The 21226-nt window shown below is 63.0% G+C and carries 22 protein-coding genes and 1 tRNA gene; 19 read left to right on the top strand and 4 right to left on the bottom strand.

Annotation, left to right across the window (positions count from 1 at the left end; all coding sequences use genetic code 11):
• Position 1: 1 nt before the first annotated feature.
• The 8 genes from hisS to ACWTV3_RS10470 all read left to right on the top strand — a co-directional run bounded on the left by hisS (position 2) and on the right by ACWTV3_RS10470 (position 7420).
• Complete coding sequence (hisS, locus tag ACWTV3_RS10505; protein WP_498478157.1) at positions 2-1291, top strand: histidine--tRNA ligase; 1290 nt, start codon at positions 2-4, stop codon at positions 1289-1291.
• A gap of 28 nt (positions 1292-1319) precedes the next feature.
• Entirely contained in the window at positions 1320-2276 is a 957-nt protein-coding gene (locus ACWTV3_RS10500; protein WP_498478156.1) for a CPBP family intramembrane glutamic endopeptidase, read from the top strand.
• Positions 2277-2336: 60 nt separating this feature from the next.
• On the top strand, positions 2337-3617 hold the full coding sequence (eno, locus tag ACWTV3_RS10495) for a phosphopyruvate hydratase (protein ID WP_341620378.1): 1281 nt from the start codon (positions 2337-2339) through the stop codon (positions 3615-3617).
• Between the two features lie 30 nt (positions 3618-3647).
• Positions 3648-4154 (top strand): FtsB family cell division protein, encoded by a 507-nt coding sequence (locus ACWTV3_RS10490; protein ID WP_498478155.1) that lies wholly within the window; start codon positions 3648-3650, stop codon positions 4152-4154.
• On the top strand, positions 4151-4705 hold the full coding sequence (locus ACWTV3_RS10485) for a DUF501 domain-containing protein (RefSeq protein WP_498478154.1): 555 nt from the start codon (positions 4151-4153) through the stop codon (positions 4703-4705). Before ACWTV3_RS10490 ends, ACWTV3_RS10485 begins: the two co-directional genes overlap by 4 nt.
• Positions 4702-5952, top strand: a complete 1251-nt coding sequence (locus ACWTV3_RS10480) for a S8 family serine peptidase (protein WP_498478153.1) — start codon at positions 4702-4704, stop codon at positions 5950-5952. Before ACWTV3_RS10485 ends, ACWTV3_RS10480 begins: the two co-directional genes overlap by 4 nt.
• Before the next feature lie 38 nt (positions 5953-5990).
• Positions 5991-7307, top strand: a complete 1317-nt coding sequence (locus ACWTV3_RS10475; protein WP_100389676.1) for an NAD(P)/FAD-dependent oxidoreductase — start codon at positions 5991-5993, stop codon at positions 7305-7307.
• A 39-nt stretch (positions 7308-7346) separates the two neighbouring features.
• Positions 7347-7420, top strand: a tRNA-Leu gene (locus ACWTV3_RS10470).
• 3 nt (positions 7421-7423) lie between these two features.
• Here ACWTV3_RS10470 and ACWTV3_RS10465 read toward each other — a convergent pair.
• Both ACWTV3_RS10465 and ACWTV3_RS10460 read right to left on the bottom strand, forming a co-directional pair.
• Complete coding sequence (locus ACWTV3_RS10465; protein ID WP_498478152.1) at positions 7424-7855, bottom strand: arsenate reductase ArsC; 432 nt, start codon at positions 7853-7855, stop codon at positions 7424-7426.
• Positions 7856-7917: 62 nt separating this feature from the next.
• Positions 7918-8862, bottom strand: a complete 945-nt coding sequence (locus ACWTV3_RS10460) for a metalloregulator ArsR/SmtB family transcription factor (protein ID WP_498478151.1) — start codon at positions 8860-8862, stop codon at positions 7918-7920.
• 66 nt (positions 8863-8928) lie between these two features.
• On the opposite strand from ACWTV3_RS10460, the gene ACWTV3_RS10455 reads away from it, so the two are divergent.
• Entirely contained in the window at positions 8929-9615 is a 687-nt protein-coding gene (locus ACWTV3_RS10455; protein ID WP_498478150.1) for an aquaporin, read from the top strand.
• A gap of 42 nt (positions 9616-9657) precedes the next feature.
• A complete protein-coding gene (locus ACWTV3_RS10450) occupies positions 9658-9885 on the top strand; it encodes a hypothetical protein (RefSeq protein ID WP_498478149.1) in 228 nt (75 codons plus the stop codon).
• On the opposite strand, the gene ACWTV3_RS10445 is transcribed toward ACWTV3_RS10450, so the two are convergent.
• Positions 9882-10184: a putative quinol monooxygenase gene (locus ACWTV3_RS10445; RefSeq protein WP_498478148.1), complete on the bottom strand. Its 303-nt coding sequence runs from the start codon at positions 10182-10184 to the stop codon at positions 9882-9884. The two genes, ACWTV3_RS10450 and ACWTV3_RS10445, sit on opposite strands and share 4 nt — an antisense overlap.
• 157 nt (positions 10185-10341) lie before the next feature.
• On the opposite strand from ACWTV3_RS10445, the gene ACWTV3_RS10440 reads away from it, so the two are divergent.
• From ACWTV3_RS10440 to ACWTV3_RS10420, 5 genes are all read left to right on the top strand, one after another.
• Positions 10342-11568, top strand: coding sequence for an amino acid deaminase/aldolase (locus tag ACWTV3_RS10440; RefSeq protein WP_498478542.1), 1227 nt, complete (start codon positions 10342-10344; stop codon positions 11566-11568).
• 14 nt (positions 11569-11582) lie between these two features.
• Positions 11583-12932: a D-arabinono-1,4-lactone oxidase gene (locus ACWTV3_RS10435; protein ID WP_498478541.1), complete on the top strand. Its 1350-nt coding sequence runs from the start codon at positions 11583-11585 to the stop codon at positions 12930-12932.
• Between the two features lie 62 nt (positions 12933-12994).
• A complete protein-coding gene (locus ACWTV3_RS10430; RefSeq protein WP_498478147.1) occupies positions 12995-14140 on the top strand; it encodes an FAD-dependent monooxygenase in 1146 nt (381 codons plus the stop codon).
• Positions 14141-14252: 112 nt separating this feature from the next.
• The gene (locus ACWTV3_RS10425) at positions 14253-14819 is read left to right on the top strand and encodes a LemA family protein (RefSeq protein ID WP_100389685.1); all 567 of its coding nucleotides are present in this window, start codon (positions 14253-14255) and stop codon (positions 14817-14819) included.
• A 37-nt stretch (positions 14820-14856) separates the two neighbouring features.
• Positions 14857-15741 carry a M48 family metalloprotease gene (locus ACWTV3_RS10420; RefSeq protein ID WP_498478146.1) on the top strand — a complete coding sequence of 295 codons (885 nt, stop codon included), beginning with the start codon at positions 14857-14859 and terminating at the stop codon, positions 15739-15741.
• Here ACWTV3_RS10420 and ACWTV3_RS10415 read toward each other — a convergent pair whose 3' ends face one another.
• On the bottom strand, positions 15742-16974 hold the full coding sequence (locus ACWTV3_RS10415; RefSeq protein ID WP_498478145.1) for a winged helix-turn-helix domain-containing protein: 1233 nt from the start codon (positions 16972-16974) through the stop codon (positions 15742-15744).
• A gap of 205 nt (positions 16975-17179) precedes the next feature.
• On the opposite strand from ACWTV3_RS10415, the gene ACWTV3_RS10410 reads away from it, so the two are divergent.
• From ACWTV3_RS10410 to ACWTV3_RS10395, 4 genes are read left to right on the top strand one after another with little or no spacing between them, the layout of a single operon-like run.
• On the top strand, positions 17180-18292 hold the full coding sequence (locus tag ACWTV3_RS10410) for an ABC transporter substrate-binding protein (RefSeq protein ID WP_498478144.1): 1113 nt from the start codon (positions 17180-17182) through the stop codon (positions 18290-18292).
• Between the two features lie 35 nt (positions 18293-18327).
• On the top strand, positions 18328-19272 hold the full coding sequence (locus ACWTV3_RS10405; RefSeq protein ID WP_498478143.1) for an ABC transporter permease: 945 nt from the start codon (positions 18328-18330) through the stop codon (positions 19270-19272).
• A complete protein-coding gene (locus ACWTV3_RS10400) occupies positions 19269-20090 on the top strand; it encodes an ABC transporter permease (protein ID WP_498478142.1) in 822 nt (273 codons plus the stop codon). The genes ACWTV3_RS10405 and ACWTV3_RS10400 overlap by 4 nt, the downstream gene beginning before the upstream one ends.
• A complete protein-coding gene (locus ACWTV3_RS10395) occupies positions 20087-21190 on the top strand; it encodes an ABC transporter ATP-binding protein (protein WP_498478141.1) in 1104 nt (367 codons plus the stop codon). Before ACWTV3_RS10400 ends, ACWTV3_RS10395 begins: the two co-directional genes overlap by 4 nt.
• Positions 21191-21226 lie beyond the last annotated feature (36 nt).

Genomic DNA, 21226 nt, shown 5'->3' with positions numbered 1-21226 from the left:
CATGGCGTCAACGGTTAATCCTCCCCGCGGTATGCGGGACTTCCTCCCGGCAGAAAAGGCTCAGCGCGAGCGCGTACTCGGCGTGATCCGGGGCAGCTATCGCGCGCACGGGTTCGACGAGATCGAAACTCCCGTGATGGAAGATAGCTCACGCCTGCATGCCGGCTTGGGCGGCGACAACGAGAAGCTCGCCTTCGCGGTGATGAAGCGCGGGCTCACGCCAGAGAAACTGCAGGTGGCATCCGATGCTCTCGATCTTGCTGACCTGGGGATGCGGTTCGACCTCACGGTTCCGCTTGCTCGTTTCTATGCGACCCACCGTGCTGAACTGCCCAAGGTTTTCCGCTCGATTCAGATGGCGCCCGTCTGGCGTGCCGAACGCCCGCAGAAGGGCCGATACCGCCAGTTCGTGCAGTGTGACATTGACATCATGGGCGAGGCCGGCCCGAGCGCTGAAATCGAACTCATCACCGCTACGGCGGCGACGCTTGATGCTCTCGGAGTGCAGGGCTGCACCATTCGCGTGAACGACCGTCGCTTGCTGACGAGTTCGCTCAGCATCCTCGGCTTCCCGGCCAAAGAGCATGAAGCCGTGCTGATAACCGTCGACAAGCTCGACAAGCTCGGCGCCGATGGAGTCATCGCTGAGTTGCGCGAGCGTGCTTTTCCGGACGCTCCGGTGGCGGCGCTCGCTGAATTTCTTCAGCGCCCGACGCCCGAAACGACTCCCGAATTCAGTGCGGATGCCATCCGTGCCGCGCTGCCCGCTGGCGTCACCGAAGAGGTCATCCTTGAACTCGCGGCGATCGGTTACGCGGTTGAAGCGGGCCGAGGCGATTCCGGATCGCTTATCGAGTTCGACCCGTGGTTGGTGCGGGGGATGGGCTATTACACGGGCGCGATCTTTGAGGTTGCGCATCCGTCGCTCGGCTATTCACTCGGTGGTGGCGGTCGCTACGACGGAATGATCGGTCGCTTCTTGGGCAGTGATGTTCCGGCTGTTGGCTTCTCGCTCGGCTTCGAGCGTTTGGTTGATCTGGTTGACCTCGGTGCGGCAACAGAAGACGACCAAGTTGCGCTCGTCTATGACGCCGGTGTTGAGGCGGCAACTCTGGTGCGTTTGCAGGCCGCCCTGATCAAAGACGGCAAGCGGGTTCGGCTCGAGGCGCGGCCTAAGAAGCTGCCGCAGCTTCTCGACCAGCTTCGGGATTCCGGTTTCACCAGTTTCGCGACGGTCCGTGCAGAAAACGTGAGCATTGATAGCCTTGAGTTCAAGCCACTGGGTGGTTAGCTAGCGCCCACTTTTCGAGGGAGAAAGCGTGAACGTCCGAGCAAAGCCGGTTCTTATTTTTACAGCCCTGAGCTTCGGGCTCGCGTGGTTGTTCGCTCTTCCTCTGTGGTTCACGGGCGGCCTCACGAATCCGTTCTTCACCGTGTTCGCTTTGGCCATGATGTTCACGCCGGCGATCGCAGCACTCATCGTCGTCTTCTTTGTTGAGAAGCATCCAGATGCTCGCTCCCGCCGTGCGGCGCTCGGGCTCGGTTCGGTGCGCCCCGTTGGCCGCTTTGTGCGCTACCTGGCTTTGGCGCTCGTCATTCCGCCCGCCCTTATTCTGGCGGCGCTCGTCGTCGGAGCGCTCGTGGGCGTCTATCCGGCCGACTTCGTGAATTTCTCCGGCTTCGAGGCGATGCTCGACAGCCAGCTTGAGGCGCTCGGCCAAGCGCCGCTGCCCATTCCGATTGGGGTGCTCGTGGCTGCGCAGTTCCTCAACGTGGCGATCGGTGCGCTTATCAACACCGTTCCCGCTCTGGGCGAAGAGCTCGGCTGGCGCGGTTGGCTGCTCCCCAAGCTGCTGCCCCTCGGCATCGTTCCCGCCATTCTCATTTCGGGCGTGATGTGGGGCCTCTGGCACGCGCCGCTCATCCTGCTCGGCTACAACTATCCCGGCGCTCCCGGCTGGCTCGCTCTTACGGCAATGGTGGGCATGACCATCGTGGTCGGCGGCGTGTTCTCGTGGTTGCGCATCCGTTCAGCGTCGGTGTGGCCGGCCGCGCTCGCCCATGGTTCGTTCAACGCGGCTGCCGGTTTCTCCTTGATTTTCATCATGGTCGGCGAGAGCTTCGACCCGCTTCAGGCCAGCATTCTGGGATGGACCGGATGGCTCGTTCCGCTGGTTCTCGTGATCGTGCTGCTGGCCACCGGGCAGTTCCGCCCGGCACCGCCGCAGCCGGTGGTCGCTCGTAACGAGTCAGCGCCTGTCGCTGGCGCGGAGTAGGCTTTCCCACGGACATCCACCACTTCCAGTCCAAACAAACTTTCTTTAAGGAGACCCCCTGTGGCTTTGATCGAAGCAGTTGGCGCCCGCGAAATTCTTGATTCCCGGGGAAACCCCACGGTCGAGGTTGAGGTTTTGCTCGACGACGGCGTAGTTTCCCGCGCCGCAGTTCCTTCGGGAGCATCCACCGGTGCATTCGAGGCTTACGAGCTTCGCGATGGTGACAAAGACCGTTACCTCGGCAAGGGCGTTCAGAAGGCCGTTGACGCGGTTATCGACGACCTCGGCCCCGCAATCGAAGGCCTCGACGCCTCCGACCAGCGCCTCGTTGACGCTGAGCTCATCGCGGTTGACGGTTCCGAGAACAAGAAGAACCTCGGCGCAAACTCGATCCTCGGTGTGTCGCTTGCCGTGGCAAAGGCTGCTGCTGACTCGGCAGACCTGCCCCTCTTCCGCTACCTCGGCGGACCGAACGCTCACGTGCTCCCCGTGCCGATGATGAACGTCATCAACGGTGGATCGCACGCCGACAGCAACGTGGACATCCAAGAGTTCATGATCCTCCCGCACGGCGCAGAGACCTTCAGCGAAGGCCTCCGTTGGGGCGTTGAGACCTACCACGTGCTCAAGGGACTGCTCAAGAGCAAGGGCCTCAGCACGGGCCTCGGCGACGAGGGTGGCTTCGCCCCCGACCTCTCCAGCAACCGTGCAGCACTCGACCTCCTCATGGAGGCAATCGAGAAGGCTGGCTTCACGCCGGGTAAGGACATCGCCGTTGGCCTTGACGTTGCTGCCACCGAGTTCTACAAGGACGGTTCGTACACGTTCGAAGGTGTCTCTAAGTCCGCTGGTGACATGAGCGCGTACTACGCCGAGCTCGTTGCTGCGTACCCCCTCGTCTCGATCGAAGACCCGCTCGACGAAGATGACTGGGAAGGCTGGGCTCAGCTCACCGCCGAAATCGGTTCGAAGACTCAGATCGTCGGAGACGACCTGTTCGTCACCAACCCCAAGCGTCTCGCCAAGGGCATCGAGCTCGCAACGGCGAACTCGATCCTCGTCAAGGTCAACCAGATCGGTTCGCTCACCGAGACCCTCGACGCTGTTTCGCTGGCTCAGCGCAGCGGCTACACGGCCGTCATGTCCCACCGTTCCGGTGAGACCGAAGACACCACGATTGCTGACCTTGCGGTAGCGCTCAACACCGGCCAGATCAAGACCGGTGCACCGGCTCGCTCCGAGCGCGTAGCGAAGTACAACCAGCTGCTGCGTATCGAAGAAGAGCTCGGGGATGCCGCAGTTTACGCTGGCCGTTCCGCCTTCCCGCGGTTCAACGGCTAGCACTCACTAGCGTCGTCTAGCATCGAACGCATGGCTAGGCGAGTACGAGCAAAAAAGGTAGCGGTGACGCTGCCCGAGGAGAGCGCGCCCGAACACTGGCTGCGCACGATCCGCTTCTCGGGCTTCACCGTGCTCATGCTTAGTTTGCTCATACTCGCCGTCATCGTTCTTGCGCCAAACCTGCGCATTTTTATCGAGCAGCAGCAGACGATTGCGCAATTGCAATCGCAAGTTGAAGAAGCTCAAGTGTCGGTCGACGATCTCAACGAGAACCTTGCCCGCTGGGATGACCGTGCGTACATCGAGTCCCAGGCCCGCGATCGCCTGTACTACGTGTACCCGGGCGAAGTGAGCTATCTGGTTACGGGTGACGCTGCCGATGTCACCACGAACGATGGGGTACCGGTCAGCACGAGCATCCAAACTACCCAGATTGATTGGGTGCAAACTCTCGTGTCGTCCATCTACACTGCTGGTCTCACAGAAGACGCCCCCGACGAGCTCATCGCCCCCGTAATTGAAGGACCTCAGCAATGACCACCCCACCGTTTGACGCCGTCAGCGATGAAGATGTGCGCATTGTGTCGCTTCAACTCGGGCGCCCCGCCCGCGACGTGATTGGAATCGCCGCGCGCTGCGTGTGCGGTGCTCCAACTGTCGTGTCAACCAAGCCGCGTCTGAGCGATGGAACGCCGTTCCCCACTATCTATTACCTGTGCCACCCGGCGGCTACGGCATCCGTGTCGACGCTTGAGGCTGAAGGCCAGATGCCTGAACTCGCCGCAATGCTCGAGGGTGAGATCGGCGCGCAGTACCAGGCCGCTCATGAGGCGTACATTGCCGACCGCGATGGTATCGAGGTGGTTCCGGAGCTCGCTGGTGTTTCGGCCGGCGGCATGCCCACGCGCGTCAAGTGCCTGCACGCTCTCGTAGGGCACTCACTCGCTGCGGGGCCCGGCGTTAACCCGATTGGCGACATTGCTCTCGAGCGCGCCTCGTGGAGCCCTACTGTGTGCCAGTGCCCCGATTACTCGGAGGCCGCTGAACAGGATGCCGCAGCGGGCAAGGCGGCGGAGAGCGGCCAGTGAAGCGCCGGGCCGCTGGCCTCGTCGTGATGGCGAGCCTCGCTTCCGTGCTGGTGGCAACCCCGGCGCACGCCGACGAGGTGCGCGATCAGCAGTATTGGCTTCAGGAGTACGGCATCGAAGCCGCGTGGGAAACCACGAAGGGCGCTGGCGTCACGATTGCTGTGATCGATACCGGTGTCGATGGCACGGTGGAAGAACTCGTCGGTGCGGTCACCGGCGGAACAGACTTCTCAGGCCAGGGGTCAGCAAACGGGCAGACGCCCGTTGGTGATGACAATCCTGCCCACGGCACGCTCGTCGCTTCTCTTGCAGCCGGTCGCGGAACGGGAGCGGGCGATGGTGTAATCGGCGCCGCCCCCGAAGCCAACATTTTGGCGATCTCCATCGGCTTCACGGGTGGCCCCATTAGCTCGGATGACCAGATCGCTCAGGCTGTGCGCTATGCCGTCGACCAGGGTGCCGACGTCATCAACCTTTCACTCACTCGAGAAACGCTCGACTGGCCCGTCAGCTGGGATAGTGCCTTCCTCTATGCCATGGATAACGACGTGGTTGTCGTTGCTGCCGCGGGTAACCGGGGGAGTGGCACGACCTCGGTTGGTGCCCCCGCCACGATGCCAGGTGTGCTCACTGTTGCCGGTGTGGATGTCAACGGCGTCGCCAGCTTCAACGCTTCTACTCAGGGCATCACGATTGGTGTCGCGGCTCCCAGCGAAGACCTCGTGGGTGTTGCTCCCGGCGGATCGCACGTGCTGTGGAACGGTACGAGTGGCGCAACGCCGATCGTCGCTGGCATCGTCGCGCTTGTGCGTGCCGCGCATCCGGAGCTGGATGCCGCCAACGTGATCAACCGCATCGTTGCGACCGCGCATGACACGGGCGCTCCCGGCGCCGACGCCATTTACGGTTTCGGGCTGATCGACGCCGAGGATGCCGTGAACGCGAACGTGCCCTTGGTCGAAGAAAACCCCATGGGGAGTCTCGCGGAGTGGATCACGATCTACCGTCGCGCGGAGTCAACTCCCGCCCCGGTTCCGACGTTCAGCCCGTCGCCTGAACCGGTGCCCGAGGGCGATAACTCGACCATCGCGGGCCCCGTAAGCCCCCTCGGAACGCTGCTGCCAACAGTGAGCATGCTTCGGAATGTGGGCGTTCCGCTCGCCATTTACGGGATTTTTCTTCTCATTTTGGCCGGTTCCGGCGTTCTCGCATGGCGTCGGTTTAGGAGTATGCGCGAGAGAGAGTAAGTTTGGTGGCGAACTTCCCTTTTAGGAGACTCTAACTCGTGCCAAAAATCTTGATTGTCGGCGGCGGTTACGCCGGTTTTTACACTGCTCGTAAGCTCGAAAAGTGGCTACGCCGCGGCGAAGCTGAGGTCACCATGGTTGACCCTCTTCCCTACATGACGTACCAGCCTTTCCTGCCCGAGGTTGCTGCGGGCTCGATTGAGCCTCGTCACGCGGTCGTTCCTCACCGTCGTCACTTGAAGACCACCAAGGTCGTCACGGCGAAGGTCACCGGTATCAACCACGCGGCAAAGACCGCGACGATTCAGCCCGAGGTGGGCGACTCGTGGGAGATGGATTACGACCTCGTTGTCGTGACCGCCGGTGCCGTTTCGCGTACCTTCCCCATCCCCGGTGTTGCTGACGAAGCTATCGGCATGAAGACGATCGAAGAGGCTGTTGCCGTTCGTGACCGTCTTCTCACCAACTTCGACAAGGCATCCAATTTGCCTGCTGGCCCCGAGCGCGACCGTCTTCTGACGTTCGTTGTTGTCGGTGGCGGTTTCGCCGGTATTGAAGCCTTCGGCGAAATGCGCAGTCTGGCCTCGTCGCTGCTGCCGCTCTACCCGAACCTCAAGTTCGAAGACACGCACTTCCACCTCATCGAAGCCATGGGTCGCATCATGCCCGAGGTTTCGCTCGAGACGAGCAAGTGGGTTATCAAGAACCTCGCTGACCGTGGCGCCCAGATCCACCTCGATACCCAGCTCAAGTCTGCTGTGGATGGCGTGGTTGAGTTGTCGACCGGTGAAAGCTTCGAGTCCGACACCATCGTGTGGACCGCAGGCGTTATGGCTAACCCTGTTGTGCGCAGCACTGACCTTCCCATCGAAGAGCGTGGACGCATCCGTGTGCAGGCTGACCTCCGTGTCATCAACGATGACGGTGTCGTCGAGGGTGCCTGGGGCGCTGGCGACGTCTGTGCTGTTCCTGACCTCACCGGTGGTGGCGTTGGCGGCTTCTGCGTTCCGAACGCGCAGCACGCTGTTCGCCAGGCCAAGCTCATGGCCAAGAACATTGTGGCTTCGCTTCGTGGCGAAGAGACGAAGGACTACTTCCACAAGAACCAGGGTGCGGTTGCCGGTCTCGGCCTGTACCACGGTGTCTTCCAGTCCGGCAAGATCGCGATCAAGGGCTTCCCGGCCTGGTTCATGCACCGTGGTTACCACGGCATGGCGATGCCGATGTTCGAGCGCAAGGCTCGCGTCTTCAGCAACTGGATCACGAACTTCTTCTGGGGTCGCGACACCATTTCGATCGAGGCTCGCGTAGAACCGCGCCGCGCATTCGAAGAGTTCGCGTCACGCCCCAAGTAGTGTGATTGCATGCTCCACGCGCAAGCGTGGAGCATGCGTGCCCCGATAGCCCAATTGGCAGAGGCAGATGACTTAAAATCATCCAAGTCAGGGTTCGAGTCCCTGTCGGGGCACTGTTAGGCGGGAAGAATTTCCGTCAGTAGCTTGTGGATGCGCGCCTTGATGTCGTCGCGGATCGGGCGGACCTCGTCGATTCCCTTGCCGCGAGGGTCGACGAGCTCCCAGTCTTCGTAGCGCTTGCCGGGGAAGATGGGGCAGACGTCGCCGCAGCCCATCGTGATGACAACATCCGATGCCTGCACCTGGTCGGTGGTCATGAGCTGGGGGACTGCCTGAGAGATATCGATGCCCTCTTCTGCCATCGCGGCGATGGCGGTGGGGTTGATCTCGTTGCCGGGCTCGGAGCCGCCCGAGCGAACCTCGACGGCACCGTTCGAGAGCGCCGTCATGTAGCCGGCGGCCATCTGGGAGCGTCCAGCATTGTGGATGCAGACAAACAGAACGACGGGCTTGCGGGCTTCGGTGGTGGCAGTAGTTTCGGTGGTCATGCGTAAAGCATAGATGAATGTCTATGCGTTACGCGAGGGTTGTGGAGCGCGGCGCGACTAGTTCACTCAGCGTTCACCGGCGGCAGCGAGCGAAGCAGCTCTCGCACGCGGGCGTCGATGTCATCGCGCACTGCTCGCACGCCATCCATTGCCATGGCGGCGGGATCGGGGAGTTCCCAGTCGAGGTAGCGGCGGCCGGGGTAAATCGGGCAGGCGTCGCCGCAGCCCATCGTGATGACGACATCCGCACCGCGCACGACTTCGTCGGTCAACGGCTTGGGGTATTCGCCATCGACGGAAACGCCGATTTCGTCGAGGGCGGCGACGATCTTCGGGTTGATCGACTCGGTCGGCTGCGAGCCCGCGGTCAGTACGCGCACGCGGTCTCCCGCGAGGGATCGCAGGATGGCGGCGGCGAGTTGCGAGCGGCCCGCATTCTGCACGCAGACGAAGAGTACGTCGGTCGGTGCCGTGGTGGCTGCGGCATCCGCTTCGGGGAGAGCGCCGAGCCGATCGGCGGCGAAGCGAGACGTGTGTGACGACAAGTGGCGATCCTTGGGTGCACCCGCTCGCAATAGGTCATAGCTGCTGGCGACGTACTCGGCGACGGTTTCACGCGAAAATACTCCGGCAAAGCGGAGGGCAAGATCGTCGGTGATGCGGTCGAGAATTGTGGGGTCAATATCGGCGGCGGCATCCGCGGGGGAGTGCTGCACGAAGCCGAAGACGTCGGCCAGTCGTGACGGAACGAGGGAGTACCAGACCTGGCGCCCCTCTTGAGCGCTCTGCAAGATTCCATCGTCGGCCATGATGCGCACGTGGTGGCTCACGGTGGGTTGCGTGAGGCCGAGGCGAGCAGCAAGGTCGGTGACTCCGCGGCGACCTTCGGGGGCATCCATCAACAAACGCAGGATCTGCACTCGCGTGGGGTCGGCGATCGCGCGCATGCTCTGGGCGATGCGTTCGGCCACGGCGCGTTCGGAGGCGGGTGACTCGATCGCTGACATAGCAAGCAGTCTAAACGACGAGGCGCGATTCATAGACAGTTATCAATGTTTGGGTATGATCTCCGCATGACCACGCCTCGCACCTTCGCTCTCGCCCGTCGCCTGACCGCCGAATTCGTGGGTAGTGCGGGGCTCTCCGCCGTCGTCATCGGCTCCGGCATCGCGGCGCAGCAACTGTCGCCGGGCGACGTCGGGCTGCAACTTCTCGAGAACGCGCTCGCGACTGCCTTCGGGCTCGGCGTGCTCATCCTCGTCTTTATGTCGGTCAGCGGAGCGCACTTCAACCCCGTCGTCTCGATCGTGGATTCGCTCAGCGGGCTGCGGTCGTGGCTCGACACGGCGTTCTACATCCCGACCCAGATTGTCGGATGTGTCGCCGGCGCGATCCTTGCCAACCTCATGTTTGCGCAGACCGCCGTCACGTTCAGCACCACTGTGCGCCTCACGCCAAGCCACTTTCTCAGCGAGGTCGTCGCCACCGCCGGACTCATCGTCGTGATCTTCGCTCTCGTGCGCACCGGGCGCGCAAACTTCGCGCCGATCGCCGTCGGCGCGTACATCGGCGGCGCGTACTTCTTCACGAGCTCCACGAGCTTCGCTAACCCCGCCATCACCATCGGTCGGATGTTCAGCGACACGTTCGCCGGAATCGCACCGGGCTCGGCCCCCGGCTTCATCGCAGCGCAACTCATCGGCGCCGCGATCGGCTTCGGCCTTGTGCGGTGGGTGTTCCCCGAACGTCGAATCGCGTAACCTCAAGCAGATAGATTCTCAATTTATGGTGATGGGGACACGATGATCGACAACTTCAATGTTTGGCACCTCGTCATCGTTGCGACGCTGATCCTGCCCTACGCTGCGAGCGTCTGGGCCATTATCGTCACCGCACGCGAGACGACCCTGTCCATGTTCTTTCTGCTCCTGTGGGCAGTCGTGCTGCTCGCAATCCCGTACTTTGGGCTCATTGCCTGGGTGTTCTGGTGGAACGCCGGAAAGCGTCGTCGCGCAAACCGCAGTTCTTAGTCGCGCAGCGGCGACCCGACGACCTCGAAGCGGTGGCCGCCCATCTTGCCGCTCAACAGGGGCATCGCTTCCTTGATCGCAGCCTGCACGCTTGCCAGTTGCAACGAGAGCTGGTGGGCTTCTGCCGACTCCCACAGCTCCGAGACGAACACGGTGTCAGGATGCTCGTCGCTCACGCCGACCTCGTAGCTGAGGCATCCGGCGCTGTCCAAGTCGGTGCTGCGACGCGTGAGAATTGCGACAACCTCATCGCGGTGGCCGGGCTGCACTCCGATGGTGCCTACGTTTGCGAAAGTCATGGCTCTACTCAACGCCACCGAACGTCGAGGGTCAAGCGGTAGGGGGCGCCCGTTGTGTTGCGTCGCGCGTTCTGGGAAAGTTGAGCAACGACGGCGCCGATGCCTCACCCGGTCGCGTCGTACCGTGATCACTCGCCGCCGTGGCCCGAAGGAACCCGTGAAGCTGCTCAGCACCCCCGCAACGCCTTGGCACACGCCCGAGGACTATTGGCAGACGCTCTCCGACGCCACACACGCCCTCGACGCTCCCTACGGGGTGCTCTCGCTTGAGGCGCTCTCGCACAATGCCGCCGATATGATCCGCCGGGCATCCGGGGTGCCGATTCGGGTGGCGAGCAAGTCGATTCGTGTTCGGGAAGTCATGGATGCCGTGCTTGAGCTCAACGAGTTCCGGGGCGTTCTGGCGTACACCCTCACCGAGGCGCTCTGGCTAGCCGAAACCATACACGATGTCGTCGTCGGCTACCCCTCCGTCGATCGCGCGGCCATCGCAGCGCTCGGCACGAGCCCGGCGCTCGCCCAACGCGTCACGCTCATGATCGACTCCGTTGAACACCTCGACTTCGTCGACTCGGTGCTCTCGCCGCAGCACCGCGAAACCATCCGCGTCTGCATCGACGTGGATGCCTCCTTCCACTCCCCGCTGCTCGGTCACGTGGGCGCGCATCGCTCTCCGGTGCGGTCGGCGGCGCAAGCGCGCACCCTGGCCAGCACGGTGCTGGATCGCGCCGGATTCACTCTCGTCGGAATCATGGCGTACGAAGCGCAGATCGCGGGGGTGGGCAACCGCCCGCCGAACAAGGCCGCGTTTGGTCGTCTGCTCGATGTCATGCAGACCGCTTCCGCCAAAGAACTTCGCGAGCGTCGGGGTCACATCGTCGCTTCGGTGAGCGAAATCGCCGAACTCGAATTTGTGAACGGCGGGGGAACGGGGTCTCTCGAATCCACCGCCGAAGACACATCAGTCACCGAGATTGCCGCCGGTAGCGGCCTGTTCGGCCCGCACCTTTTCGACAACTACAGCCACTTCACCCCGGCCCCAGCGGCGGCCTTCGCGCTAGCCGTCGACCGCAAATACTCGCTCGATATCGCGACAGTACATGGTGGCGGTTGGATCGCCTCGGGTGAAGCGGGCGTCGACCGGATGCCCCAGCCCACGTGGCCCGAAGGGCTCAAGTATGTGCCGCGCGAGGGCGCCGGCGAAGTACAGTCACCGCTCACCGGCCCCGCCGCCGAGCAGCTTGAGGTGGGCGACCGCGTCTGGTTCCGTCACACCAAGGCGGGCGAGCTCTCCGAGCACCTCAACGAGTTCGCGGTCGTCGCTGACGGTCGCATCGTCGATACCGTGCCCACCTACCGCGGCGAGGGTAAAGCCTTCCTATGACGACTCCGGAGTGGATGCCGCGCTCGGAGCACCGCGCATCGAGCGCAGCCCCGGCATCTCTCCGCCCCGGTGCCGTGTGGCGCAACTGGGGCCGATCTGAGCGTGCGCACCCCGAATTCGCGGCTCGCCCGCAAAGCGTTGACGAGGTTATCGCGGCGGTGAACTTCGCGCGCGACACAGGCGCGACGGTCAAGGCCTGGGGTGCCGGCCACAGCTTCACCTCGATCGCGGCAACCGACGGTCTGCACCTCGACGTGGGCGCGCTAGCGGGAGTTATTGCTGTCGACGGCCCGCTGGTCACGCTCGGCGCCGGCACCAACCTCTATGAACTGCCCGCCCTACTCGAACCCCTCGGGCTCGCGCTCGCGAACATGGGCGACATCGACCGCCAAACAATTGCCGGCGCCATCTCGACTGGCACCCACGGCACCGGCGCGCGCTTCGGTGGCATCGCCACCCAAGTACGCGGCGTCACCCTCGTGACGGCGGCGGGCGAGCTGCTGCGGGTGAACGCGACCGAAAACCCGCAACTGTTGTCGGCCGCAGCGCTCAGCCTGGGTGCCCTCGGCATCCTCGTTGACGTGACGATCGAGTGCGTACCGACGTTCCTGCTGCACGCGGTCGAGCGCCCCGAACCGGCCGCCGTCGTGCTCGACGAGTGGCTGCAGCGCAGTGCCGAAACCGACCACTTCGAGTTCTACGTGTGGCCGCACACCACCACGGCCCTGACCAAGAGCAACACGCGCCTGCCGAGCGATGCGCCGCGGCATCCGCTCACAACGTTCTCGCGCTGGTTCGATGACGAGTTCATGGCCAACGGGGTTTTTCGCGCGATCTGCGCCGCGGGCAAGACCGCGCCCTTAATCATCCCGCCCGTCAATCGGCTCGCCGTGAAGCTCTCGGGCAATCGTGAGTTCACCGACATCTCTACGAAGGTTTTCGTCACCGATCGCACCGTACGCTTTCGCGAAATGGAATATGCCCTCCCCATCGAGGCCGTGCCGGATGCCGTACGCGCCATCCAGAAGCTGATTGCAGACAAACGCTGGAGAGTTTCGTTCCCGATCGAGGTGCGTTCGGCGGCTGCGGACTCATTGCTGCTCTCTACCGCGTCGGGGCGGGCCACCGGATATGTCGCTGTACACCGGTATTGGCGCGAAGACCCGACCGAGTATTTTCGTGAAGTCGAGGCGATCATGATGGCGCACGACGGCAGACCTCACTGGGGAAAGTTGCATAACCGGCCAGCCGAATCACTCGCGGCCGCGTATTCGGGTTTCAATGAGTTCTTGAGCATTCGTGACCGGCTCGATCCGGGTCGCGTGTTCGCGAACGATTATCTGCGCCGAGTGTTGGGGCAGTAGCTGCCTGGGGCCGAAGTCAGGCTCAATACATGTAGCGAGAGGGCACGATTATTAAAGCCATTGTGTGTGGAGCAGGAATTTCGGGGCTCACGGTCGCCGGTCAGTTGGCTGAGCGCGGCTGGGAGGTCACTCTGCTGGAGGCTGCGCCAGAACGTCGCACGCAGGGTTACATGATCGACTTCTTCGGGCCCGGCTATGACGCCGCCGAGAAGATGGGCATTCTGGGGCGCTTGCGCGAGCTGAGCTATTCGATCACCGAGGCGCGGTTTGTGCGGCCGAATGGTCGCAGTCAGTCGCTCGACTACGGCGTGGTTGCGGCCAATGAGGGCGGCAAGCTCATGAGTATCATGCGCCAAGATCTTGAATTGACGCTCTTTGAGGCGTTGCCTGCGTCCGTCGATGTGCGCTTCAGCAGCGCTGTCGTCGCGGTGGAAGATCGCACGGATTACGTCACGGCGGTGCTGGCCGATGGCACGCGCATTTCGGGCGACATTGTGGTGGCGGCCGACGGCATCCATTCGGCGGTTCGTCACAGCATCTTTGGCGATTCGGCGGCGTTCGATCGTCAACTCGGTATGCACACGTGCGCTTACACATTCGATTCGCCGAAGCTGCACGCCAAGCTCGGAGAGGCTCTTGTGTCGACCGACGAACTGGATCGCATGGTCGGCCTGTATGGCCTCCACAATGGTCAGGTGGCTCTGTTTGCCGCGCATCGCGTCGATGACACCGTGCTGCCTGCTAACCCCCGCGAGGCCATTCAGGCGGCCTATGCGGGCATGGGCGACGACGTGGCCGAAGCACTGGCGAAGTGCCCGGAGCCGTCCAAGATTTACTACGACCAGGTTGCGCAGATCGAGTTGCCGGTGTGGAGCCGCGGTCGCGTGGCCTTCGCCGGAGACGCTTGCCAAGCGGCGTCGTTATTGGCCGGGCAGGGGGCATCCTTGGCGATCGCCGGCGGCGTGCTGCTCGCCGAAAAGCTCTCGGGCGATCTCGAGCCCAGCGCCGCCTTCGCCGAGTACGAAGAAGAGTGGATGCCGGTAGTCGCCGACAAGCAGGCCGCTGGCCGTCGTGCCGCGAACGGCTTTCTGCCGCACACCACGTTCCAGTTGTGGAAGCGTCGCGTGGGGCTCGCGTTGCTCACGGCGCCGGTGATCGGCAAGTTCGTCACCTCAAGTGTTACGGGGACAAAAGCACTGAATCAGTGAGCGATTCGCTCTCTCGTGCCTGTGTTGCGCGGCGGTTGTCGACCCGTGGTTGGGGGCCGCGAGCGGCTCGTTTTCTCGGTAGAGGCACAGCAGCGCGTTCTATAGTTGAAGCATGGAATTCCTGATCGTACTTGGCGTCATTGTTCTGCTCGTCGTGATCGTAGGTATCTACCTGTGGACCACATACAACGCTCTAGTGACTCTCAATGTTCGCGTTGACGAGGCGTGGAGCGACATCACGGTGCAGCTCAAGCGTCGTGCTGACTTGCTGCCGAACCTCATCGAGGCCGTCAAGGGCTACGCCGCTCACGAAAAGGGCGTCTTTGAGGCAGTGACGAAGGCTCGCGCTGAGACGCTGAGCGCGCAGGGCCCCGTGGATGCTGCTGAGGCAGAAAACCACATGCAGTCTGCCCTCAAGAGCATTTTTGCGGTCGCTGAGGCGTACCCGCAGCTGCAGGCTAGTCAGAACTTCCTTCAACTTCAGGGCGAACTTGTTGACACTGAAGACAAGATTCAGGCCAGCCGTCGCTTCTACAACGGTGGTGTGCGCGAGCTCAACACCAAGATCAAGGTCTTCCCGAACACCCTGTTCGTGCGCAACCTTGGTTTCACCGAGCGCGACTTCTTCGAGGTTGCGGATGCTGCGTCCATCGCAGAGCCGCCTCGCGTTCAGTTCTAATTCTTCTTCTTTCTAACGGCATGACCAGGATGTCTAGATGTATCGCGCGATAGCGAAAAACAAGCGCAACACTGTTCTGATCATCATTCTGTTCGTCGTCCTTATTGGGTTTCTCGGCTTCGCGCTGAGCTTCCTGATGGGGGGCGATCCGATGACGATCACGATTGGCACGATCATTGGTGCCGGTGCGTTCACACTGATTCAGTACTTTGCGGCGAGCGGCCAAGCAGTGGCTTTGAGTGGTGCGGTCGAGATTCAGAAGGCCGATAACCCGCGCCTTTATCGCATCGTCGAAAACCTGTCGATTACGACGGGGATGCCGATGCCGAAGGTCTACATCGTGCATGACCCCGCACCGAATGCGTTCGCAACGGGTCGTGACCCCGAGCACGCGATTGTGGCGGCCACGACCGGTCTGCTTGACCTGATGACCGATGCCGAGCTTGAGGGCGTGATGGCCCACGAGCTGGGTCACGTGCGCAACTACGACATCCGCGTCTCGATGATCGTATTCGGTCTCGTTGTTGCTGTTGGTTTCATTTCGGACATCGCACTGCGCTTCACGCTCTTTGGCGGTCGCGGCAACAACCAGAACAGCAACCCGGTCATGATCGTGGTTGGACTGGCCGCACTGCTCATCTCGCCGCTCGTTGCAGCGGCGGTGCAAGCGTCGATTTCACGTCAGCGTGAGTATCTTGCCGACGCAACCGGTGCGCTGACGACGCGTCATCCGGATGCTCTGGCCAGTGCTTTGCAGAAGCTGGGCGACTACGGTCGCCCGATGGTGAAGCAGAACTCCACGATGGCGCACATGTGGATCTCTGACCCGACGAAGCCGGGCATCATGGATCGTCTGTTCAGCACCCACCCGCCGATCGCGTCTCGCGTTGAGCGGTTGAGCAAAATCGGTGGCGGTTTCTAGCTAGCGCTGTAACTCTGCCTCGATAGCGGGGGAGAGGGTGCCGCGGCCGGTCACGCTGATCTCGCCCATGCCTTGCCAGTGCGCGATTTCGCGCAGGGTGGGCACGATCCGTTCGGCGAGGGCTCCAGTGCCGCCGGGGGCGGCGTCGAGCCCCTCTTCGTGCCAGGCGGATTGCACGCGCAGCACACCCGCTTGCCGATCGGTCTTGAGGTCGATGCGGCCGACGAGCGCGTCATCCACGAGCACAGGTAGCGAGTAGTAGCCAAACTGGCGCTGCGGCTCGGGGGTGTATATCTCGATGCGGTAGCGGAAGCCGAACATGCGCTCGGCGCGCTTGCGATCCCACACCACGGGATCGAAGGGCGAAAGCAGGGCGACGTGCTCGATGCGGCGGGGGATGCGGGCGTCCCGGTGCAGCCACGCGGGCTGATCCCAGCCGCGCACGGTCACGGGAACGAGCTCTCCGGCATCCACGAGTTCGTCGATGGCCGGGCGCACATCGGCACCTTTGAGTCGAAAGTAGTCGGCGAGGTCGGATGCCGTGCCGACTCCCAGCGCCCGTGCTGACTCAGCGACCAGAGCTCGATGCGCGTCGGCGCGGCTCACCTCGCGCTCACGCAGCGCGGCCGGAATCAGCTGCTCGGTCAGCGCGTAGGTGCGTTCGAAGCGGGTGCGGCCGGCGCTCACGACTTCGCCCCAGCGGAACAGCATCTCGAGTCCCTGCTTCACGTCGGACCATCCCCACCACGGTCCGGTGCGGCGGTTGGCGTCGTGCTCGATCGCGCGCGCCGTGACGGGGCCGGTGGTCGCAAGTTCTTCGCGGAGCCACTGCAGCATGGGCTGGTTGTCGCGCACCCATTCGTAGCGCTGGGCGTCGCGTTCGCGCAGCGAGTCCATCTTCCAGCGCCACAGCGGCCACGATTCGAGGGGGATGAGGGCGGCTTCGTGCGCCCAGTATTCGACGTAGCGGCCGGGGTTACGCGGCGTTGGCCTGCGGAACGTCAGGGCATCGAGCGCCGCTTTGTCGTAGTGCCCCAGACGGGCGAACACTGGCTGGTAGTGGCTGCGCTCGAATACATTGACCGAGTCGAGTTGCAACAGCCGGATGCGGTCGAACAGCAGGTTGAGCTGGCGCGTTCCCGCGGGATTGGCCGCACTCGCGACCCCGCCCCCGAAGCCCTGGGCAGCGAGCAGCACTCGGCGTGCTTGCGCTGCAGAGAGGGAATCGGCCACGGCTCGACTCTACCGAGCAGCGGCGACATCCATTCTGTATTGTCGCGCGCAGAGCAAGCGAGCAATTGTGTTTGTGTCGTTCATCGTTCGTTTACCCGGATGACAGCGAGCGAAGCACCCTGCTGCGTACGGTCATCCTCGGATCGTTTCGGTACCCTCTGCCCGCTCACAGCGCGGGCGGCCGTGGCGGTCGTTGGAGGAAGTCTTGTTCACTAAGCGCACCCTCGCCGCCGTTGCACTCGTTGCAGCATCGGCGATTTCACTCAGTGCCTGCAGCACCACTGAGACCGCAGCGGGCGATGTTGACGCATCGACCGCAACCACCGCCGAAGACTTTGGCGGAATGGACGCTCTTATCGCAGCCGCGCAGGCTGAGGGCGAACTCAACGTCATCGCGTTGCCCGACAACTGGGCAAACTACGGCGAAATCAAGGCTCTCTTTGAAGAGAAGTACGACATCATCGTCAACTCGGCTGACCCCGATGTTTCCAGCGCCGAAGAAATCGCTGCTGCTGACAACCTTCGCGGCCAAGACACCGCTCCCGACGTCTTCGACCTCGGCACCGCTGTTGCGCTCGACAGCCTTGACTACTTCGCTCCGTACATGGTCGCCAACTGGGATGAGATTCCCGAGGGCAACAAGGAAGCAACCGGCCTCTGGGTCAATGACTACACCGGCAGCATGTCGATTGGGTATGACTCCAACTCGGTTCCCGAGCCCACGAGCCTCGACGACCTGCTCAAGGACGACTACCGCGGTGCTGTTGCGCTGAACGGTGACCCCACGCAGGCTGGAGCCGCGTTTGCAGCTCTCGGCCTCGCCACGGTTCACCAGGGCGGAACGCTCGATGACTTCACTCCTGGCATCGAGTTCTTCAACGAGCTCAACGCCGCTGGCAACTTCATCCCGGTCAACGTCACGGGAGCAACTATTGCTGCCGGCGAGACCAAGGTTGCCTTCGACTGGAGCTACAACAACTTGGCTGCCGCAGCAACGGTAGACGGTTGGAAGGTCACAACCCTTCCCGGTGCCGTCTACACGAGCTTCTACAACCAGGCCATCAACAAGGATGCCCCGCACCCGGCCGCTGCTCGACTCTGGCAGGAATTCCTCTACAGCCCCGAAGCACAAAACCTCTTCATCGTCGGTGGCGCCTACCCCGTGACGATTCAGGCACTGCAGGATGCCGGAACCGTCGACACCGCAGCACTCGACGCCCTCGGCGCTCTCGAGGGTGAACTCGTCACTCCCACCCCGGAGCAGGCCGAGAAGAACGCAGAAATTCTGGCTGAAAAGTGGACTGTGGCAATCGGCTAACGCTGATTCCCTCACGCACTCTTAGCTAATACATCGTGTCGCTAGCCACCGCGCCAGCGCCCGCTCAGGATGGTGTCGAGCTCACCGCTCGGCACCATCCTCGCGTGGCCCCGGCCAAGAAGCCGTCGAACCGGCGTCGTCGCCTCGCCTATGCGGGGCTCACGCCGTTCGCGGCCTACGTTCTGATTTTTCTCGCCTTGCCTACGGTGCTTGCCGTGGTCACGGGCTTCTTCTCCGATGACGGTTCGCTGACGTTCGACAACATCACCGGGTTGTTCACCCCGACCATCCTTGCCACCTTCGGTAGTTCGTTCTGGCTCTCGGGCGTCACCGCCGTGATCGGTGCCGTGGTCGGTGCTCTCATTTGCTACGCCATGCTCGGCACGAAGGTCGGTGGGCTGCTCCGCACGATTATCGAGTCGGCGGCCAGCGTGCTTGCCCAGTTCGGTGGCGTGATGCTCGCCTTCGCGTTCATCGCGACGATCGGAGTGCAGGGGCTCGTCACCGTCATTCTGCGGGACACCTTCGGCGTCGACATTTTCGCCAATGGCGTGTGGCTCTATCAGGTGCCCGGCCTCATCCTTCCTTACGTCTACTTTCAGGTTCCCCTTATGGTGATCACCTTCTTGCCCGCCCTCACCGCGCTACGCCCGCAATGGGCAGAAGCCAGTGCCACGCTCGGCGGCACTCGCTTCGCGTACTGGCGCCACATCGCGGCTCCCGTGCTCGCCCCGGCGTTCCTCGGTTCGTTGCTGCTGCTCTTCGCCAACGCCTTCTCGTCGTTCGCTACGGCCGCCGCGCTCATCAGTCAGGGTTCGCAAATCGTGCCCCTGCAGATTCGGGCAGCACTCGTCAGCGAAACAGTACTGGGCCGCGAGAACATGGCGGGGGCGCTTGCGCTCGGGATGATCGTGGTCATGATCGTCGTCATGTGGGCGTACTCCGCGCTGCAGTCCCGCACCTCGCGGTGGCAAAAGTGAGCGCGAACCAGGCCGTGCGCATCGGGGCCGAACCGAGCGCCTTGGCTCGCCGCCTCATTCTCGGCATTATCGGCGCGATCTTCCTGATCCCGGTGATCGCGATGATCGAGTTCACCTTCCGTAACGGTCTCGCGGGCGATTACACGACGAGTCACTGGACGGGCCTCTTCAGCGAAGACAGTGCCCGCACGTACCGCGCGCTCTATCAGGCGATCGGGAACTCGCTCGTGCTCGCCGCCGTGACCGTCGGCATCGTGCTCCTGCTCCTGCTGCCCACAATGGTGCTTGTGCACATGCAGTTCCCGAGACTCAAGCGCACCCTCGAATTCATCTGCATCATCCCCATCACGGTGCCGGCCATCGTGCTCGTCGTCGGTCTTGCCCCCGTCTACTCGGTGGTCGTGCAAGTGCTCGGCGGCTCCACCTGGACTCTCGCCTTTGCCTACGGCATCACGGTGCTGCCGTATGCCTACCGCGCAATCCAAGGCAATCTCGACGCGATCCCCGTCAAGACCCTGAGCGAAGCAGCGAGCACGCTCGGTGCTGGTTGGATAACCGTGCTGTGGAAGATTCTGCTGCCGAACCTGCGCCGGGGAGTGCTCGCGGCATCCTTCATCTCGATTGCGGTCGTGCTGGGCGAATTCACCATTGCAAGCCTGCTCAACCGCCGTAACCTGCAAACCGCGCTGCTGCAGGTGTCTCAGTCAGACCCGTGGGTCGCTGTGATCTTCGCGCTCGCGGCCCTTGCCCTCGCTTTTATCTTGCTGCTGATTATCGGCCGCCTCGGATCGGCAACGCCCTCTAGGAGAAAATCATGACCGCCACGTTCACCCTGACGGGCCCCACCCCGACCGCCGACCCCGCCAGCGCCGCTCCGCCCACGGGCGCCACGGTTCAGCTCAGCTCCGTCGTCAAAGCCTTCGCCGGGCACACTGCGCTCAACAGCATCGACCTCGAAGTGGCGCCGGGCGAACTCGTTGCACTCCTCGGGCCCTCGGGCTGCGGAAAGACCACCGCGCTGCGCAGTATCTCGGGGCTCGAGAGCATCGACAGCGGTCGCATCCTGATCGATGGCGTGGATGTCGCCGACACTCCCACGAACAAGCGCGACATCGGAATGGTCTTTCAGGCCTACTCGCTGTTCCCGCACATGACGGTGCTCGAGAACGTGGAGTTCGGGCTCAAGATGCGCAAGGTCGCTGCCGCTCGTCGTCGCGAACGCGCTCTCGAAACCTTGGACATGGTCGGCCTCACAAAGCACAGCGAACGCTTCGCTCACCAGCTCTCGGGCGGTCAACAGCAACGCGTAGCTCTCGCCCGCGCCCTCGTCACACGCCCTCGCGTACTTCTGCTCGATGAGCCGCTCAGTGCCCTCGACGCCAAGGTGCGCGTGCAACTGCGCGAAGAGATCCGTCGCCTGCAAACCGAGCTCGGCATCACGACCGTCTTCGTCACGCACGACCAAGAAGAGGCGCTCGCCGTCGCCGACCGGGTTGCCGTCATGCGCGACGGTCGCATCGAACAGATCGGCACTCCTGAAGAGCTTTACGCGACGCCCACCAACGCTTTCGTTGCCGACTTCGTTGGCCTCAGCAACCGGATGCCCGCCGAACTGGTCGACGGCCAAGTTCACCTTCACGGCTGCACCCTCAACCTCCTCGGCGACCCCATGCCTGACGGCCCCGTACTTGCGCTCGTTCGCCCGGAGGACATCGCCCTCTCCGCCGAAGGCATCGCCGGCACCGTCATCTCGTCGAGTTTCTTGGGGTCGCTGCGCCGCACGCGTGTGCGACTCGACGACGGCACCGTTGTCGCGATCCAGCATGAAGTGGAGCGGCATCCGCTGCCCGGTGAAGCTGTCACAGTGCGGCTCAAGGGTGCGCCGGTGAGCGCGTTGCCGCCTAAGACGAAGAAATAGGGCGAGTTGCCGTGCCATTCCTAGCGCATCAAGCGC

The organism is Salinibacterium sp. AL4.1 (assembly GCF_059767305.1).
This window is presented reverse-complemented; position numbering and strand designations above follow the sequence as displayed.

Excerpts from the sequence above, each read along its gene's own strand:
- ACWTV3_RS10485 (WP_498478154.1), top strand. The coding sequence starts at position 4,151 with ATGACCACCCCACCGTTTGACGCCGTCAGCGATGAAGATGTGCGCATT.
- ACWTV3_RS10435 (WP_498478541.1), top strand. The coding sequence starts at position 11,583 with ATGCCGCGCTCGGAGCACCGCGCATCGAGCGCAGCCCCGGCATCTCTC.
- hisS (WP_498478157.1), top strand. The coding sequence starts at position 2 with ATGGCGTCAACGGTTAATCCTCCCCGCGGTATGCGGGACTTCCTCCCG.
- ACWTV3_RS10490 (WP_498478155.1), top strand. The coding sequence starts at position 3,648 with ATGGCTAGGCGAGTACGAGCAAAAAAGGTAGCGGTGACGCTGCCCGAG.
- ACWTV3_RS10460 (WP_498478151.1), bottom strand. The coding sequence starts at position 8,862 with ATGTCAGCGATCGAGTCACCCGCCTCCGAACGCGCCGTGGCCGAACGC.
- ACWTV3_RS10465 (WP_498478152.1), bottom strand. The coding sequence starts at position 7,855 with ATGACCACCGAAACTACTGCCACCACCGAAGCCCGCAAGCCCGTCGTT.
- ACWTV3_RS10425 (WP_100389685.1), top strand. The coding sequence starts at position 14,253 with ATGGAATTCCTGATCGTACTTGGCGTCATTGTTCTGCTCGTCGTGATC.
- ACWTV3_RS10455 (WP_498478150.1), top strand. The coding sequence starts at position 8,929 with ATGACCACGCCTCGCACCTTCGCTCTCGCCCGTCGCCTGACCGCCGAA.
- ACWTV3_RS10395 (WP_498478141.1), top strand. The coding sequence starts at position 20,087 with ATGACCGCCACGTTCACCCTGACGGGCCCCACCCCGACCGCCGACCCC.
- ACWTV3_RS10450 (WP_498478149.1), top strand. The coding sequence starts at position 9,658 with ATGATCGACAACTTCAATGTTTGGCACCTCGTCATCGTTGCGACGCTG.
- ACWTV3_RS10445 (WP_498478148.1), bottom strand. The coding sequence starts at position 10,184 with ATGACTTTCGCAAACGTAGGCACCATCGGAGTGCAGCCCGGCCACCGC.
- ACWTV3_RS10420 (WP_498478146.1), top strand. The coding sequence starts at position 14,857 with ATGTATCGCGCGATAGCGAAAAACAAGCGCAACACTGTTCTGATCATC.